This window comes from Shouchella rhizosphaerae, from assembly GCF_036700015.1.
In the GTDB taxonomy this organism is placed as follows: Bacteria; Bacillota; Bacilli; order Bacillales; family Bacillaceae_D; genus Shouchella; species Shouchella rhizosphaerae.
The window spans coordinates 1,301,524-1,319,044 of record NZ_CP144921.1 but is presented as its reverse complement, the minus strand read 5'-3'; the positions used below and the strand labels follow the sequence as shown (position 1 = coordinate 1,319,044).

The 17,521-nt window shown below is 42.5% G+C and carries 12 protein-coding genes and 2 CRISPR repeat arrays; all 12 genes read left to right on the top strand.

Going from position 1 to position 17,521, the window contains the following annotated elements:
* The first annotated feature begins 233 nt into the window (after window positions 1-233).
* Window positions 234-1,793, top strand: a complete 1,560-nt coding sequence (locus V5G21_RS06675) for a BCCT family transporter (RefSeq protein ID WP_251225534.1) — start codon at window positions 234-236, stop codon at window positions 1,791-1,793.
* Between the two features lie 778 nt (window positions 1,794-2,571).
* Window positions 2,572-2,658: a putative holin-like toxin gene (locus V5G21_RS21400; RefSeq protein ID WP_222869330.1), complete on the top strand. Its 87-nt coding sequence runs from the start codon at window positions 2,572-2,574 to the stop codon at window positions 2,656-2,658.
* Between the two features lie 435 nt (window positions 2,659-3,093).
* A complete protein-coding gene (locus V5G21_RS06670; protein WP_220557591.1) occupies window positions 3,094-3,774 on the top strand; it encodes an aspartate/glutamate racemase family protein in 681 nt (226 codons plus the stop codon).
* A 319-nt stretch (window positions 3,775-4,093) separates the two neighbouring features.
* The gene (locus tag V5G21_RS06665) at window positions 4,094-6,508 is read left to right on the top strand and encodes a CRISPR-associated helicase/endonuclease Cas3 (protein WP_011248435.1); all 2,415 of its coding nucleotides are present in this window, start codon (window positions 4,094-4,096) and stop codon (window positions 6,506-6,508) included.
* A 436-nt stretch (window positions 6,509-6,944) separates the two neighbouring features.
* Window positions 6,945-7,655, top strand: coding sequence for a type I-C CRISPR-associated protein Cas5c (gene cas5c / locus V5G21_RS06660; protein WP_095317604.1), 711 nt, complete (start codon window positions 6,945-6,947; stop codon window positions 7,653-7,655).
* Between the two features lies 1 nt (window position 7,656).
* Window positions 7,657-9,540, top strand: a complete 1,884-nt coding sequence (gene cas8c, locus V5G21_RS06655) for a type I-C CRISPR-associated protein Cas8c/Csd1 (RefSeq protein ID WP_095317605.1) — start codon at window positions 7,657-7,659, stop codon at window positions 9,538-9,540.
* Window positions 9,537-10,394 (top strand): type I-C CRISPR-associated protein Cas7/Csd2, encoded by an 858-nt coding sequence (gene cas7c / locus V5G21_RS06650; protein ID WP_011248432.1) that lies wholly within the window; start codon window positions 9,537-9,539, stop codon window positions 10,392-10,394. The genes cas8c and cas7c overlap by 4 nt, the downstream gene beginning before the upstream one ends.
* On the top strand, window positions 10,384-11,043 hold the full coding sequence (gene cas4, locus V5G21_RS06645) for a CRISPR-associated protein Cas4 (protein ID WP_041824141.1): 660 nt from the start codon (window positions 10,384-10,386) through the stop codon (window positions 11,041-11,043). The genes cas7c and cas4 overlap by 11 nt, the downstream gene beginning before the upstream one ends.
* A complete protein-coding gene (cas1c, locus tag V5G21_RS06640; protein WP_011248430.1) occupies window positions 11,040-12,071 on the top strand; it encodes a type I-C CRISPR-associated endonuclease Cas1c in 1,032 nt (343 codons plus the stop codon). The genes cas4 and cas1c overlap by 4 nt, the downstream gene beginning before the upstream one ends.
* An 8-nt stretch (window positions 12,072-12,079) precedes the next feature.
* Window positions 12,080-12,370, top strand: a complete 291-nt coding sequence (cas2, locus tag V5G21_RS06635) for a CRISPR-associated endonuclease Cas2 (RefSeq protein ID WP_041824839.1) — start codon at window positions 12,080-12,082, stop codon at window positions 12,368-12,370.
* A 182-nt stretch (window positions 12,371-12,552) separates the two neighbouring features.
* Window positions 12,553-13,115: direct repeats of the CRISPR family, unit length 32 nt.
* Between the two features lie 114 nt (window positions 13,116-13,229).
* Window positions 13,230-13,643, top strand: coding sequence for a hypothetical protein (locus tag V5G21_RS06630; RefSeq protein ID WP_095317606.1), 414 nt, complete (start codon window positions 13,230-13,232; stop codon window positions 13,641-13,643).
* A 230-nt stretch (window positions 13,644-13,873) separates the two neighbouring features.
* A CRISPR array of direct repeats spans window positions 13,874-15,231; the repeat unit is 32 nt; unit sequence GTCGCACTCTATATGAGTGCGTGGATTGAAAT.
* A gap of 442 nt (window positions 15,232-15,673) precedes the next feature.
* Window positions 15,674-17,470, top strand: a complete 1,797-nt coding sequence (locus V5G21_RS06625; RefSeq protein ID WP_095253758.1) for a hypothetical protein — start codon at window positions 15,674-15,676, stop codon at window positions 17,468-17,470.
* The last annotated feature ends 51 nt before the right edge of the window (window positions 17,471-17,521 follow it).

The following is a 17,521-nucleotide window of genomic DNA, read 5'->3' as shown; positions in this document are numbered from 1 at the left end:
CAGTGCTTGCTGCTTTGGCAACTGGCTTGAACGTATGGTGGCGTGAAGCAATGGGGGCTAGTCTTGGCTTACAGGAAAGGAAGCAGTAGATTGAAGGGCGAGACGGTTGCCATCCCATTGAAAAAAGGACAATGCGTCCGTATCTTCTGCTGTTTTCTATTGAGCCTGGTACGCATGAAGCTTGCCCCTGATCTTAAAAAAATCGAATAGCTTTTTTAGATTGGAGAGGTTTGATGAAAAGCGGTCCGATAGGCAAAAAAAGAACGATGGAAAATAAAATTGTTTTTCCTTCTATTCTAATCATTGCGATAGTCAGTTTTTTATTTGCAATCTATACCGAAGAATCGACGACATTATTAAATAGGATCTTTGACACGATTGTTGATCTCTTTGCTTGGGGCTATATGTGGTATGCCCTTTTAATGGTTGTCACTGGGATATGGTTAGCTTATTCCAAATACGGACAAGTCGTTTTAGGCGACCCCAGTGAAAAGCCAAGGTATACGTTGTTTGAGTACGCTTCGATTTTAGTGGCAATGGGCGTCGGCGCAACATTGATGCGGACAGGCATGGTCCAATGGAGTGAAGTGGCGGTCGATCCCCCATTTGGCTTGCAAGCTGGTTCTAGCGAAGCGCTCCTGACAGGCAACGCCTACAGCATGTTTTTATGGAGTTTCCAAACGTTTGCTGTCTTTGTGATGGCAGCGCCGGCAATGGCCTACATCCTTCACGTCCGGAAAAAGCCAAAAATGCGCATTTCCGAAGCGTGCCGTGTTATTTTTGGCGATAAATTCACGGACGGTCTTGGCGGCATCGTATTGGATACGCTCTTTTTAGTCAGCATTTTAGCAGGCGCTGCCGTAACATTAGGGCTAGGCACACCGATTGTGACAGAGAATTTAGCAGAACTGTTTAATATAGAGGTCACGTTTTTGTTAACGATGATCGTCACTTTAATTTGGGTGTTTGTGTTTACTCTTAGTGCCTACGTAGGGTTAGACAAAGGAATCAAACGTTTGAGTACAATGAACATGTACCTTGCCGGGGTTTTTGCTTTATTTATCATGATTATCGGCCCAGGCATTTTTATTTTAGATTTCTTTACCGATTCCGTTCGCGTCTTGGTATCACGTTATCTAGACTTTTCCCTTTATACAAACTCCCTCCATACAGAGGGAGGAGGTTCTCATATTGAAAGCCATACAGTCTTTTGGTTTGCGTACAATGCGACATGGGCGATGCTCCACGGTGTATTTGCAGCGGTGGTCTCAAAAGGAAGGACCATTAAAGAAATGATTTTAACGTATCTTTTAGCGCCGACGATGCTATCGTGGGTGGCGACAGGGATTTTAGGAGGCCTTGGCGTTGAGCGACACACAAGCGGGGACGTTTCTGTGTTAAATATTGTCCAAGAACAAGAACCCGTCACAGCAGTACCGCAAATTTTGGCGTCTATTCCGATACCAGAAATATCCATTGCGGTGTTTATCATCATTGCCACGATCTTCTTAGTCACAACATTAGACTCGACGACGTATACGATCGCGACCTATATGTCGACACAAGACATGAGCAGGCGCACCCCTTCAAGACACCTCCGCATTTTTGTCGCCGTGGTCATTACCGTGCTGGCACTAACGCTCATGAACATAGGTGGATTGGCGCCACTTGAAGTATTATCCGGGTTAATGGGCATCCCAATCATCGCGATTCAAATACTGACGATCATCGCCGCCAAAAAAATGATGGACGAAGACAAAGCATGGATTAATAACGTTAGAAAAGAGAAATAGGAAAGGGCGATTTGTAGAAGTTAGCTGAGCCTGCCGGTATAAGTAGCCGGCAGGCTTTGTATTTTTGGGGAAAGCACGTAATTATGAGTGGCGGTGAGGCCAGTGTTTGTGGAATGGGCGATTGCTTGCAAAAAGACATTAGATTTTGATCTATGATCATTAAAAGTGGAGGACGTGATATAATTTGGATAGTCTGACACGCTGAGAGGTGCGAACCCCAAGCACACATAAAATCCCTAGATCACCCGCACCAAAAAAGAGCTCAAATATGAGAAAATATGTGTAAAAGTGGTGAAATGTTGTTAGTTTCCCATGATATGATAAAGGAGAAGAGCGGCTTTTCTCTATTATTTGTGGTTTAAATTCCAAAAAATAGGGAGATTTGGCTATCGCACTCTTTGTGAGTGCGTGGATTGAAATCATACTTGCACCATGGAAATCAATATGTCGTCCGGTCGCACTCTTTGTGAGTGCGTGGATTGAAATGTATTTTCAATTCGATACAAAAAAAGCCTCGGCACAAAAATGCCGGGGCTACAGTTTTTAGAATGGTATGTTACTTTTGCCTGTTGATTTAAAGGTACTTAATTTCGCCTGCAGTTGAATCAAAATTTGGTGGGGTAAATTGGCAACGATGGCTGGCAGTTCATTCTACCAAGGTCCATTTCTGAAAGATAGTCTGTGTTAACAACAAGGGAACATGCTATAATTGAAAAACAATAGCATAACGGTTACTCAAGGGTGGTCGGCACACTCCCATGAAAGGGGGTGTTGCTGTATGACAGTATTTGAAGGAATTTCCCTTATGTTGACGTTTGGGCTTCTGATCGTTGCAATGCTGTCATTTCACAACCACAAAAAATAATCCACCCTTGAGTTAGTGGCTCAGGTGGATTATTCGTCCAATCGGCCGATCCCTTGCAGGGAACCGAGCTATTGTTTGACTGAAGGTGTGACAGCACCTTCAGTCTTTTTACTTTACTCATTTCTTATGATCAGTATACCCTTTTTCTTAGGAAAAGAAAACCCCAATATAAGACGTGACGGTTTCCTGAGATGAAACGGATAAAGTGAAAAAATGTTGAAATATTGTTCGTGTTCCATGATATGATGAGGGAAAGAGTGACTTTTCCCTATTATTATCGGAAGTACACGAAGTCGCACTCCTTGTGGTTGCGGGGATTGAATTGGCCTACTGTAGGCATTGCATTCGAGTGCGTAGATAGATTGCCCATAATCCTACCCTAGAGTAAAATGTACAATAGACTTAAAAAAGCAACATATTAATTAGGAGGAAACGATGATTGGAATATTAGCAGGAATGGGACCGAAATCGACTGGGCCATTTGTAGATAAAACTGTAGATCAGTGCCAAAAAATATATGGTGCAGTGAATGATATCGATTTTCCACACATGATGATTTATTCATGTCCGACGCCTTTCTATATTGATAAGCCGCTTAATCATAAGGATATGGAAATGGCTATAATTAATGGGGCTAAGAGGCTCGAGAAAACAGGTGTTGATTTTATAGCAATCCCATGTAATACGGCGCATGTCTATTTTGACCAGGTGAAAAATTCACTTTCTATTCCTTTGTTAAACATGGTCGAGGAAACAATAAAGAGAGTACCGGAACATTCAAAGAAGGTGGCTCTTTTAGCTACCACCCCTACCGTTCAATCTGGTATATTCCAAGAGGCCTTAGCCAAAGAGGGGTATGAATTTTTGCATCAAGATGATTGGCAAACGTGTATCAATCAAATCATTGAAAAAATTAAACAAGGTCAGATCAGTGAGTCTCTCGAATTATGGGATGAACTCTATTTACAATTAGCTGATACGATTGATACGGCTATTATTGCATGTACAGATTTAAACGTTGTTACAGATAAAAGTTCAGGCGATATTTCTCTTGTGGATTCATCCACTTGTCTCGCGGAAGCGATTGTACACAAATATTTATCATTAAAAAACTGATTTTACTCTTTTCGAAGTGAAAAAGCTCGTGCCTGTTCTTCCTGCATACTAAATCACGCAATTAGGATAGTATGAGGGAGGTGAAAAACTCCCTGTGAAATGATGATTGAATAGCTTTTTCTCGATGTCTATCGGGAGAAGGCTTTTTTAGTCTCAAAATCTGTGTGTGCGAAGTCTGAAGCCTTTTGAACTACTATAAAAACGCTCTACACAGATAATAGAGTAGAAAAAGAGAGAATGTTGTCTAGTTTTTAGTGATTTCGGACTTTTTATATGGTAAAATATACATGGATAAATCACATTTTTAGGAGATTTGGCCATGTATATTGCTCATGTACGAGAAACGGATAAAGCAAAACAAACGTTAAAAGACCATTTGCTTGGTGCCAGTCGAATAGCTGAGGCTCATGGGGCAAAGCTTGGATTGAAACATGTCGCTGGCTTAGCAGGGGTGCTTCATGACTTGGGGAAATTTAGTGATGAATTTCAAGATTACCTTGATAAAGCTGTATTCCATCCGGAACTAGCCGAGAAAAAAAGAGGTCAAGTCGACCACTCTACGGCAGGAGGCAAACTTCTATTTGGCATGCTTCATAATAAGGAAAATACGTTCCACGAAAAGCTTCTTGCCGAAATTGTTGGAAACGCCATCATTTCACATCATTCTAATTTGCAAGACTATATCTCTCCTACGATAGAATCGAACTTTCTAAAGCGTGTTTTAGAGAAGGACCTTGCGGAATATGGGTTAGCTGTCGAGCGCTTTTTTCAGGAAGTTGTGCCAAAAGCGGAATTCACAGAGTATGTCACGAAAGCAGTGGAGGAGATCAAGCAGTTTACGGATAATAGTCCAACACAAAGCTTTTTTCTAACTAAGTACATATTTAGCTGTTTAATCGATGCCGACCGCACTGACACACGTATGTTTGAAGAACAGGCGCAGGAAGAAGAACGTATTCAGCATAGGCCATTGTTTGAGCATTATTATCAAAAATTAATGAACCATCTTACATCATTAAAAGAAAGCAGCGAAGCAAAGCAACCGATTAATGTATTGCGGTCTGCGATGTCTGATCAGTGTGAATCATTTGCCAAACGACCATCTGGTATTTATACGCTTTCCATTCCGACAGGTGGAGGAAAGACATTGGCGAGCCTGCGGTATGCCTTAAAACATGCGCAAGAATATGAGAAGCAACGAATTATTTACGTTGTTCCTTTCACGACCATCATTGAACAGAATGCTCAAGAGGTCCGTGGCATTTTGGAAGATAATGAGAACATTTTAGAACACCATTCAAACGTAATCGAGGAAGAGTATAGCGAAAGTGAGTTTGGTGATGAACAAGAAGACGGGATGATCACGAAAAAGGAGCGGCTGAAACTTGCCCGGGATAACTGGGATAGCCCGATTATTTTCACGACTCTTGTCCAGTTTTTGAATGTATTTTACGCAAAAGGGAACCGCAATACACGGCGATTGCATAACTTAAGCCATTCCGTTTTGATTTTTGACGAAGTGCAGAAAGTGCCGACAAAATGTGTGTCTCTCTTTAACGAAGCACTCAACTTTTTAAAGAAGTCTGCCCACTGCAGTATTCTCCTTTGTACAGCGACTCAGCCTAGTCTTGAAAACGTAAAACACGGCCTTTTAAAGGAGCGGGATGGGGAAATTGTACCGAACCTAACGGAAGTATCCGAAGCGTTTAAGCGAGTGGAAATTATCAATAAAACCGCCAAACCGATGACTAATGAGGAGCTCGCTGAATGGATTAGGGCCGAAGCAACGTCATGGGGCAGTACCCTTGTCATTTTAAATACCAAATCAGCAGTTAAAAACCTGTATGAGAAATTAAAAGGCGGTCCCTTGCCGGTCTTCCATTTAAGTACATCGATGTGCGCGGCCCACCGTAAGGAACAATTAAATGAAATTCGGACTTTGCTTCAAGAAGGAACGCCGTTTATTTGTGTGACTACGCAATTGATTGAAGCAGGAATCGACGTGAGCTTTAAATGTGTGATTCGCTCACTGGCTGGGCTCGACTCAATTGCTCAGGCTGCAGGTCGATGCAACCGCCATGGAGAAGATCGCTTGCGTTATGTATACGTCATCGATCATGCGGAGGAAAAGTTATCGAAATTGAAGGAGATTGAGGCAGGGAAGTGGATTGCAGGGAACATCTTTGCCAATTTTAAAAAGAAAGCCGAAAAATACGAAGGCAATCTCCTCTCCCAAGCAGCAATGCGTGAATATTTTCTTTACTACTACAACCGAATGGATGCCGAATTAAATTATTATGTATCAAAAGTAGATAAAGAAATGACCAAGCTTTTGATGTTTCATGCAAAGGAAAATAGCTATGTGACTCATTTTCAAAAGAAGAATGGGACGGCTTTTCCTCTTTTATTAAACGGAAGTTATAAAACAGCAGCAGACCACTTTCGTGTAATTGACCAACACACGACATCCGTTATTGTTCCTTATGGAGACGGTCGGGATATAATTGCTCAACTAAACAGTGATGAGTGGGTTGACGATTTGGGGAAAGTGTTAAGAGAAGCCCAACAATATACAGTGAACCTTTATTCTCAGGAGATTGACCAGTTAAAAAAGGAAAACGCCCTCGTCATGCATTTGGACGGAATGGTGTATGAATTAAAGGAAAGCTGGTATCACGACAAGTACGGCGTCGATTTAAAAGGGGAGGGCGGGATGGAGTTTACGTCATGGTAAAAAACCTATCTTATTATAGATAGGCTTTCGTACATACTTATTATTATTTCAATCCACGCACTCGTATAGAGTGCGACATGATGCTTTGAAAAATTTCAATCCACGAATAAATAGATAGTAATACTAATTTACGATAACTGAATCAAATTAGAACTCGTTCTAAAAGATTTGGACTTGATTTTCAATAATAAGTAAGTACGGACGTTTTCCACTTTGCCTGCATATTTATAATGCAGAAAGGAGGAAAGCACATGATGAAAACGAACACGCAAAAAACAAAATTAATGAATGAAAAAGTCGAAATAATCTATGCTGAAATACTTAGACAAATTGTCGAAGTAATTAATAGGAGAACGAGCTAGATATTAGAGCAGCCTGTGGGGATAAAATTCTTTTCAGGCTGCGCCACACCCTAAAAAGGAGGTGAATCCAACGCATGAAAAACGAAATCCAATTTGAAGTATTTGGCGATTACGCTCTCTTTACCGATCCGCTCACGAAAATTGGCGGTGAGAAGCTTTCCTACAGTGTCCCTACTTATCAAGCCTTGAAGGGAATCGTTGAATCGATATACTGGAAACCGACTATTATATTTACCATTGATAAGCTTCGAGTTATGAAGCCAATTCAAATGGAGTCTAAAGGAGTGCGTCCGATTGACTATGGTGGGGGCAACACGCTTGCCCATTATACGTATTTAAAAGACGTGCATTATCAGGTGAAGGCCCATTTTGACTTCAATTTTAACCGTCCAGACTTGGCATTTGACCGCAATGAAGGGAAGCATTATAGCATTCTTCAACGTTCGTTAAAAGCTGGCGGACGTCGGGATATTTTTCTTGGGACGAGGGAGTGCCAAGGGTATGTTGCCCCGTGTGAGTTTGGTAGTGGCTCCGGCTATTACGATGGACAAGGAGAGTACCGTTTAGGAACGATGGTTCATGGCTTTAACTATCCGGATGAGACAGGGCAAAATCAGCTTGAAGTCCGTTTGTGGCCAGCTGTCATGAACGATGGATACATCAAGTTTCCAAAGCCGGAAGACTGTACGATGATTCGTCCGATCAAAGAAATGGAACCAAAGGAATTTAAGCGGGACGACATCCAATCGGTTGAGCAATTAAGTTATGAGGTAGGAGGTGAATAACATGAGTTGGTTGCTTCAATTGCATCAAACGTATGATGACAATCTAGACCAGGTTGGAAAAACGGTGAAAAAAGGGGAAGATCGGGAGTACACACTTCTGCCGATTTCCCATACGACGCAAAATGCCCATATTGAAGTAACGATCGATGAAGACGGTGACTTTCTAAGGGCAAAAGCTTTAACGAAAGCAAGCACGGTCATTCCGTGTACGGAAGAGGCTGCCAGCCGGTCAGGTTCAAAAATCGCACCGTATCCACTTCACGATAAGCTCAGCTATGTTGCTGGTGATTTTGTCAAATATGGGGGGGAGATCAAAAATCAAGATGACGTTCCTTTCGACACTTACATTAAAAATTTAGCTGAGTGGGCGAACTCTCCGTATGCGACGGAGAAGGTGAAGTGCATTTATACGTATTTGAAAAAAGGGCGTTTGATTGAAGATTTGGTCAGTGAAGGAGTACTTGTACTCGATAAAAATCAACAATTACTCGAAAAATGGGACAAGTCATACGAAGAGCAGATTGGAGGAAAGCCCGCTATTTTTTCAAGTGGTGCGACTGACCAGTACAGCGCTTTCGTCCGGTTCAATGTCTTTCACCCTGAATCGATTGATGATGTTTGGAAAGATAAACAAATGTTTGATTCCTTCATCGCTTTTTACAATGAAAAATTAGGCGAAGAAGATATTTGTTTTGTGAAAGGTGAGCGGCTTCCAAGTACGGAACGTCATGCGAATAAAATCCGTCATGCTGCAGACAAGGCGAAACTAATATCAGCCAATGATAATACTGGTTTTACTTTTCGCGGACGTTTTAAGACAAGTAAGGAAGCAGTAGGCATTAGCTACGAAGTGTCACAGAAGGCTCATAATGCACTAAAATGGTTGATTCATCGCCAAGGGAAAACAATCGATGAGCGAGTGTTTCTCGTTTGGAGTAATGATAACAGTCCAGTCCCGAATCCAGATGATGATGCGGTCGATATGATGAGGCATAGCAATCGGGAATTGGAACGGGATCCAGAAACGGGACAACTTTTTGCAAAGGAAGTAACGAAAGCCATCGGTGGCTACCGAAGTGATTTGAAGTACCAACCTGAGGTAAACATTCTTGTCCTTGATTCTGCGACTACCGGAAGAATGGCTGTTCTCTATTATCGAAATTTGAATAAAGAACTCTATTTAGACCGTTTAGAGGAGTGGCACCAATTTTGTGCTTGGGAGCATCGCTATAAAAGAGATGAAAAGGAATTTATTTCATTTTTTGGAGCTCCTGCAACGAAAGACATTGCCTTTGCAGCATACGGACCACGGGCAAGTGATAAGGTTGTCAAAGGCTTAATGGAGCGAATGCTCCCTTGTATTGTGGATAAGCGCCCAATTCCTAAAGATATTGTAAAGAGCGCTTTTCACCGCGCATCCAATCCTGTGGCGATGGAGCGGTGGGAATGGGAGAAAACGTTAAGCATTACTTGCGCACTAATTCGAAAAATGTTCATAGAAAAGAAGGAGGAATGGGGTGTGGCGCTAGATCAACATTCAAAAGACCGTAGCTATTTGTTTGGACGCTTGCTCGCTGTAGCTGATGTGTTAGAACGAGGTGCTCTTGGTAAAGACGAAACAAGGGCCACTAATGCGATTCGCTATATGAATTCGTTCGCAAAAAATCCCAGTCGTACTTGGAAGACCATTCAGGAAAGCTTGCAGCCATACCAAGCTAAACTTGGAACGAAATCAACTTATTTATCAAAGCTTATCGATGAAATTAGTGACCAATTTGACATTGATGATTTTAACAACACCCCTTTGACGGAAAAATATTTGCTCGGATTTTATAGCCAACGCCGTGAACTTTATAAGAAGAAAGAGGAGGAACCGAACCAATGAGCACACTTGACCATAAAATTGATTTCGCTGTTATCTTGTCTGTCTCAAAAGCAAATCCAAATGGAGATCCGCTAAATGGGAATCGTCCGCGCCAAAACTATGACGGGCATGGAGAAATTTCTGACGTCGCCATTAAACGTAAAATCCGCAATCGTTTGCAAGACATGGGAGAGCCCGTATTTGTTCAATCCGATGATCGGAAGGTAGATTCTCATAAAAGTTTGCGAGAGCGGGCAGATTCGAATCCTGAGTTAGCCAAGATGTTAAAAGCAAAAAATGCTTCTTCCGACGATTTTGCACAAATTGCTTGTGAGGAATGGATTGATGTCCGCAGTTTTGGACAAGTATTTGCCTTTAAAGGGTCGAACTTATCTGTCGGCGTTCGTGGTCCTGTTTCAATTCATACTGCAACGAGTATAGACCCCATTGACATTGTCAGTACGCAAATTACGAAAAGCGTAAACTCCGTAACTGGTGACAAACGTAGTTCTGATACCATGGGAATGAAGCACCGTGTCGACTTTGGCGTTTATGTGTTTAAAGGCAGCATCAACACACAGTTGGCTGAAAAAACAGGCTTTACGAATGAGGACGCAGAGAAAATCAAACAGGCACTCGTCACTTTGTTTGAGAATGACAGCTCCTCCGCTCGTCCAGACGGCAGCATGGAAGTCCATAAAGTGTACTGGTGGGAGCATTCTTCAAAGCTTGGCCAATATTCTTCCGCCAAAGTGCATCGTTCTTTAAAGGTTGAAGCGAAGACGGATTCACCAAAAGCTTTTGATGAAGAAAATTATTCTGTTGAGTTATCTGATTTGGAAGGACTATCTGTCGAGGTTTTGGATGGTCAGTAAGGAAGAAGATCGCTATTTGATGTTATCGGGCCTGCAGCATTTCCAATTTTGCAAACGGCAGTGGGCCCTGATCCACATCGAACAGCAATGGGAAGAAAATGTAAGGACAATTGAAGGACAGCATCTGCATAAAAAAGCGGATCAGCCATTTATTAAAGAAAAGCGTGGCAGTAAGCTCACTGTCCGCGCTATGCCGATTCAATCAAAGCAACTGCAAATTAGCGGGATTTGTGATGTCGTCGAATTCGTTGAGGATCCTGATGGCGTGGAGTTGTCAGGTGTGTCGGGCACGTATCAAGCATTTCCTGTGGAGTACAAGCGGGGCAAGCCAAAGAAGGGCGATGAAGACATTGTCCAATTGGTTGCCCAGGCCATCTGTTTAGAAGAAATGCTTGTTTGTCGCATTGACAAGGGGTATTTGTTTTACAATGAGATCAAGCACCGTGTGGAAGTAGCAATCACCGATAGTTTAAGAGAGAAAGTAGTCGAAATGGCAAAAGAAATGCATCATTACTATGACAATCGTTATACTCCAAAAGTGAAGACAGGTCCTTTTTGCAAGAACTGTTCGTTGCAACATATTTGCTTGCCGAAGTTGATGAATAAACGCTCCGTGAAAAGCTATATTGAGGGGAGGCTGAGCGAGTGAAGAAGCTGTTAAACACGTTGTATGTGACTCAGCCTGATACGTATTTGTCACTCGATGGAGACAATGTCGTTTTACTTAAAGAACAAGAAAAACTTGGCAGGCTTCCTCTTCACAATTTGGAGTCGATTGTCAGCTTTGGTTATACAGGAGCCAGTCCAGCGTTAATGGGCTATTGTGCAGATCGAAATATTTCGATAACCTTTCTAACAAAAAACGGACGTTTTTTAGCAAGAGTCGTCGGTGAAAGTCGCGGCAATGTCGTCTTAAGGAAGACACAGTATCGTATTTCAGAAAGTGAGAAAGAATCAACAAACATTGCCCGGAATTTCATCATAGGGAAAATTTACAACAACAAATGGATGCTGGAACGAATGACGCGAGAGCATCCTCTACGAGTAGATGTTGAACAGTTTAAATCCATTTCTCAGCTTCTTTCAACGATTTTGCAAGAGGTTCGTAGCTGTGATAACCTCGAAAGCCTTCGCGGTTGGGAAGGACAAGCCGCAATCAACTATAATAAAGTGTTTAATCAAATGATTTTACAGCAGAAAGATAGTTTTACCTTCCATGGACGTTCACGAAGACCGCCAAAGGACAACGTGAATGCGATGCTATCCTTTGCATACACTTTACTTGCAAACGATGCTGCCGCTGCACTAGAGACGGTCGGTTTGGATGCTTATGTCGGATTTATGCACCAAGACCGACCTGGCCGGGCATCTCTTGCATTAGATCTTATGGAAGAGTTAAGGGGAATTTATGCTGACCGATTTGTCCTATCTTTAATTAATCGTAAGGAAGTGACAGCGGATGACTTCTACAAAAAGGAAAACGGCGCAGTCCTTATGTCAGATGATGCACGTAAGTCGTTTCTGAAAGCGTGGCAAACCAAGAAGCAAGAAAAAATATCCCACCCTTATCTCGGAGAAAAAATTTCATGGGGGCTTGTGCCCTATGCTCAGGCTTTACTGTTGGCCCGTTTCCTACGAGGAGATTTAGACGAATACCCGCCATTTTTGTGGAAGTAGGTGAAAACATGCTCGTCTTGATTACATATGATGTCCAAACGTCAAGCCTAGGAGGGTCCAAAAGGCTGCGCAAAGTGGCCAAAGCATGCCAAAACTACGGACAACGAGTGCAAAATTCCGTTTTCGAGTGTATTGTGGATTCAGCTCAGTTAACATCATTAAAACTTGAACTAAGTAGTTTAATTGATAAAGAAAAAGATAGTTTGCGCATTTATCGATTAGGAAACAACTATAAATCGAAAGTGGAGCACATTGGTGCAAAACCGACCGTAGACATAGAGGATCCTCTGATTTTTTAATGGTGCGGACCCCAAGTGAACATAAAATCCCTAGGGGACCCGCACCAAAAAACAATTAAAATATGTGTTAACGTGTATTAATTTGAAGAAAGATGTTATTGGTTTTAAAGGATTAGAGTAGAATCAATGAAGATTTCCTACTTTAAGAGCTTTTTTTCCCTTTTAATTAGAGGATTTCCGCTGTCGCACTCTTCGTGAGTGCGTGGATTGAAATCAGTAGAGAAACAAACCTTTTATTCAGTCATCAGTCGCACTCTTCGTGAGTGCGTGGATTGAAATTCTTGGTTTAGTAGCTATCGCCTCTGCTGCTTTTGTCGCACTCTTCGTGAGTGCGTGGATTGAAATCTGAATTATGCGCTAATGGAATAGAAGACGGTACCGTCGCACTCTTCGTGAGTGCGTGGGTTGAAATGTGGGTCTTGACTACTGTATCATTCGAAAAGCTGGTCGCACTCTTCGTGAGTGCGTGGGTTGAAATTCGACGAGACACCGCATGTCTTACGTCTTATTATGGTCGCACTCTTCGTGAGTGCGTGGGTTGAAATAAAACGCGGTTTTAAGACTAAAGCAGAAGCCAAAGTCGCACTCTTCGTGAGTGCGTGGGTTGAAATTTTTGTGGCGAACGTGCTGCGTATTTCATACGTCAGTCGCACTCTTCGTGAGTGCGTGGGTTGAAATCCTTTTATAAGTCTTGAAGGATTTTGGATCGATGTGTCGCACTCTTCGTGAGTGCGTGGATTGAAATTTTAAGCACTCCATCGTAGCAGCAGCTTGTACCTGTCGCACTCTTTATGACTTCGTGGAAAAACAGAAAATATCGGTTATGTACTAAGTAAATACAGAGGACGTGAAATTTTATATGACTTGGCATAACCAAGATCCTTTAAACCTGAGTAAGGAAGAGTGGATAAATCTCTTGCAGGATGAAAAAGTTTTCAACAAGATCGGCTTAGAGATGGTTTTCTTTGTATATAAGCAACCTAATTATCAATCAAATGCAACGGAAATCGGTGAAGCTTTAGGCGGAGTATCGCAGCAACAGGTGACCGCCTGGAATCGTAGTATTGCCAAAAAGATCTATCAAAAGCTTCAAAAAGAACCGCCATTTAATAGTAGGGGTGGCAAACGTTACTGGAATGTACTATTTGATGGAGCTGTCGAGAGGGAGCTTGATGATAAAGGGAATTTTATCTGGAAATTAAGGCCTTCTCTTATCTCTGCTTTAAAAAGATTGGGAACTTCTGATAATAAAACGGCTAAAATTGAGAGTTGAAGATTAAATCCCAAATTGCAGAAATATTTGTGGGGTAGATCCCTTTTATTTGGTGCGAACCCCAAGCGCACATAAAATCCCTAGATCACCCGCACCAAAAAAGAGTTTGAATATGAGATAATATGTATTAAAGTGTTAAAATGTTGTACGTGTTCCGTGTTATGATTAAGGAAAGAAGCGACTTTCCCTAATATTTATTGTTTTATTCCCAATAAGTAGGGGAAATTCGCTGTCGCACTCTATATGAGTGCGTGGATTGAAATTGCTTTTCTATAGTCCGATTCGTTTATCCGTCCCCGTCGCACTCTATATGAGTGCGTGGATTGAAATTATTGGTGTACATGATAGTTTTTTTTATGAACAGAGGTCGCACTCTATATGAGTGCGTGGATTGAAATCAGGCTGGCCGTACAAGTGTCTCTAATGCCAGCCGGTCGCACTCTATATGAGTGCGTGGATTGAAATATCAATGACGGCAGCATAGCTGTTGTTTTAGTGAAGTCGCACTCTATATGAGTGCGTGGATTGAAATGGAGGAGGCAAGTAAAAACAATATTCACACTTACGTCGCACTCTATATGAGTGCGTGGATTGAAATAAGAACACAGCTGGAACTTGGTGCCATTTGTGCGTCGCACTCTATATGAGTGCGTGGATTGAAATAAAGCGGTAACAAGTGGCTTAAAGGACATCCAAGGTCGCACTCTATATGAGTGTGTGGATTGAAATCCCTTGCATCTCAAGAGTTGCCTGGGCTGTGACGTCGCACTCTATATGAGTGCGTGGATTGAAATCCACTTTCGGATCATGGACAAGCTCCGGCCCTCGTCGCACTCTATATGAGTGCGTGGATTGAAATATTTTGATATGGATAAAAGGCACCCTTAGCAGCGCGTCGCACTCTATATGAGTGCGTGGATTGAAATTCGTTAAAATGACATATTGGGAAGACGGCTTTTAGTCGCACTCTATATGAGTGCGTGGATTGAAATCTAAATTTAAAGTTGGTGGGAAATGGATTTATCCGTCGCACTCTATATGAGTGCGTGGATTGAAATTTAGCTCTTTTAAACGTTTTGAAAAAGTTGTATGTCGCACTCTATATGAGTGCGTGGATTGAAATATCAATGTTAAAAGCTGTTCCTTTTTCATTACTTGTCGCACTCTATATGAGTGCGTGGATTGAAATTTTAGGACGGTGTACGGTGGCTAGGAAAGACTTTAGTCGCACTCTATATGAGTGCGTGGATTGAAATAAAACAAAGCGAAGTCGATGCTAAAGAAGCTGAGTCGCACTCTATATGAGTGCGTGGATTGAAATGACTTGCCGGAATTAGACAAGCGTAAAACTAAAGGTCGCACTCTATATGAGTGCGTGGATTGAATATATATCGCTTTGTTTGTTAACCTTGTGGGGTTGATGTCGCACTCTATATGAGTGCGTGGATTGAAATCGGTTAAGATCGGAACTGTTGAGCTGTGGTTTGATGTCGCACTCTATATGAGTGCGTGGATTGAAATGCCCTAATGTAGGCTCGCCATTTACCGGATCTTTTGTCGCACTCTACATGAGCGCGTGGACTGAAATAGAAAGAAATCCACCAATCGATCATTTGTAGAAAAAGTCACCCTCGTTGGGTAGGCGTAGATTGAAGACGTCTCCTTCCATTTCACCTTTGAAGTTGCATTTCGAGAAAGTCGTCATACTTATTGCTTTGAGCGGATGGTTTCAACATCCGCTCTTTTGCGTGAATCCTTTTTTAACTCAAGGGACTTCTTTGACAAGCGTCTTCTTAGAAAGTCATAGCGATATGAACCAAGGCAATTACAAATGATTACCAACGAGAAAACGATTATGATGCATGTTCTAGTTTCTGAAGAGGTGCCTTCCTAAAAAGTGATGCAACTACCGATCAGTTCAATCAATCTAAAAAACCCCTTAAAAAAACACCACCAGATCTTAATGCAACAGGAATATCTACAGCTTTGCTTGACGCTATAATGAGTAGACATATGAGAGGAGGAGTTAAATGAAATCTCCATTGAAAGCGCTTACTGTTTCGGTGATTTTATTGTTGGCTGGTCTGGTTTTGGGCGATGATCGTATGGAGGCTCATGAGTTGCCGTTGTTTCATTTTGAAAAAACGCTGATTGAGCCGAGTGAGATGCGGTATAATCCAACGGGAGAAGTTGATTTTCCGACGGTTATTCGGGCTGCTGATTATTTTGAGAATCCTCTTGGAACGTATTACATGTATTATGGTCCCCACGATGCTCCAGGAGGGATTGCGCTTGCGTATGCGGATTCGGTAACTGGGCCTTGGACGGAATACGCTTCGAACCCGGTGATCTCAAGAAACTGGCAGCCGTACTACAATGTTTCACATGTGGCCTCTGCTCATCCGATTTGGAATGAGGAGGAGGGCAAGTTGTTTTTGTATTTTCATGGGGAAAACTCAGTGACTCGTCTTGCTTCTTCTGAAGATGGCATTCATTTTGATTATGAACAGGTCGTGATTGACACGTCTGATTTTACAGGGATTAGCGAGGCTTCTTATGCGCGTGTATTTGAGCATGAGCTTGATGGAAAGGACAATCGCTATGTGATGCTGTTAATGGGAAACAATAATGGGACGCGGCGGATTTATTTAGCTTGGTCAGCTGATGGGCGGGAGTGGGAGGCGCAACAAGAACCGCTCATTTCCCCGCAGCCTGGGCAAGGAGGGAATTTGTCAGGAGCTTACTACTTTCCTTACAATGGCCACCATTATGTTACGGTGCATGGGGGATCAGGAAATCAGTATGTGGTAGATGTTGGCGAGAATTTTGACCAGGAAATTCATTTAGGGCCTTATTATCAGCCGTCAGCTGTTGCTCCTGAAAACGGACGTGCGGCGTCGCGCTCCTATATTTATTCGGAAGATGAGCTATACATGGTGTATGAAGCTGGGCAACGTGGATCTACGAAAATTGCCCTTGCTCGGGCGATTCTTGGTGATGAACGAGTGGAAATGGCGTCAGCCTCTTTGCGATTGCCAAGTCGAGTTGTTTCAACCAATAGCGAAATTGATTTTGAGGTTCTTGCTCGTCGATACGATGGAACAACGATTGCGGAAAATGAGCTTTCGATTTCCCTGTTTTCAAGTGATTCGTCTGTTGTGAGGGTGGACGGTCAGCGCCTTTATTCTGGTGGAGAAGGAATCGCAGAAGTACGAGCAGAAGTGTCTTATCAAGGAAAAGTTATCACGACTGAAGCGATTTCGATAGAGGTGCGCGACGGGGAGGTGTGGAATGTCATTGATGAACGCTTTGACGATTACACAAGGCGGTGGCAGATTGCCAAAGGGAGCGCTGCACAAGGAACGATTGAGCAAGGTGCTGGGTTCGTTGACATTATTGAAAACCGTAGAAGTGGAGGCGCTTACCATTACTTGACGTATGAGGGGTTTTACTTGCCAAATTCGTTTTATACATTAGAGGCGGAGCTGTCGGTCTTTGCTCCGAGTCAGGGCAATGAAATTAGCATTAGAGAAGGCAACCGACAGAAGTCTCTATTTATCACATATGACGGTAACCAAGGGTTTATTCAAGATCGGCTTTTCCAACCTACCGTCGCGGTTGAGATTGACCCAACGGAGAGAGCGCGTTATAAATTGGTGTCCACAGGCCAAACCACGTACGACGTTTATCGAAATGATGAATTTTTGTTTCGTTCGACATCAGTTTCCCAAGCTGGGCAAAATTTAGTGAAGGTGGGAGCTGACTCACAAGGAAGTGCGGCCTTGAGAGTGGATGCACTGCGGATTCAGACGAATACAGCGCCATAAAGAATGGAGGGACCTTCTGTTAAATGAAGGTTCTTTTCTTTAAAGGGGGAG

Coding starts and splice junctions, on each gene's coding strand:
- V5G21_RS06625 (WP_095253758.1), top strand. CDS start 15,674: ATGAAATCTCCATTGAAAGCGCTTACTGTTTCGGTGATTTTATTGTTG.
- V5G21_RS06670 (WP_220557591.1), top strand. CDS start 3,094: ATGATTGGAATATTAGCAGGAATGGGACCGAAATCGACTGGGCCATTT.
- cas5c (WP_095317604.1), top strand. CDS start 6,945: ATGAAAAACGAAATCCAATTTGAAGTATTTGGCGATTACGCTCTCTTT.
- V5G21_RS06665 (WP_011248435.1), top strand. CDS start 4,094: ATGTATATTGCTCATGTACGAGAAACGGATAAAGCAAAACAAACGTTA.
- V5G21_RS21400 (WP_222869330.1), top strand. CDS start 2,572: ATGACAGTATTTGAAGGAATTTCCCTTATGTTGACGTTTGGGCTTCTG.
- V5G21_RS06675 (WP_251225534.1), top strand. CDS start 234: ATGAAAAGCGGTCCGATAGGCAAAAAAAGAACGATGGAAAATAAAATT.
- cas4 (WP_041824141.1), top strand. CDS start 10,384: ATGGTCAGTAAGGAAGAAGATCGCTATTTGATGTTATCGGGCCTGCAG.
- V5G21_RS06630 (WP_095317606.1), top strand. CDS start 13,230: ATGACTTGGCATAACCAAGATCCTTTAAACCTGAGTAAGGAAGAGTGG.
- cas8c (WP_095317605.1), top strand. CDS start 7,657: ATGAGTTGGTTGCTTCAATTGCATCAAACGTATGATGACAATCTAGAC.
- cas2 (WP_041824839.1), top strand. CDS start 12,080: ATGCTCGTCTTGATTACATATGATGTCCAAACGTCAAGCCTAGGAGGG.
- cas7c (WP_011248432.1), top strand. CDS start 9,537: ATGAGCACACTTGACCATAAAATTGATTTCGCTGTTATCTTGTCTGTC.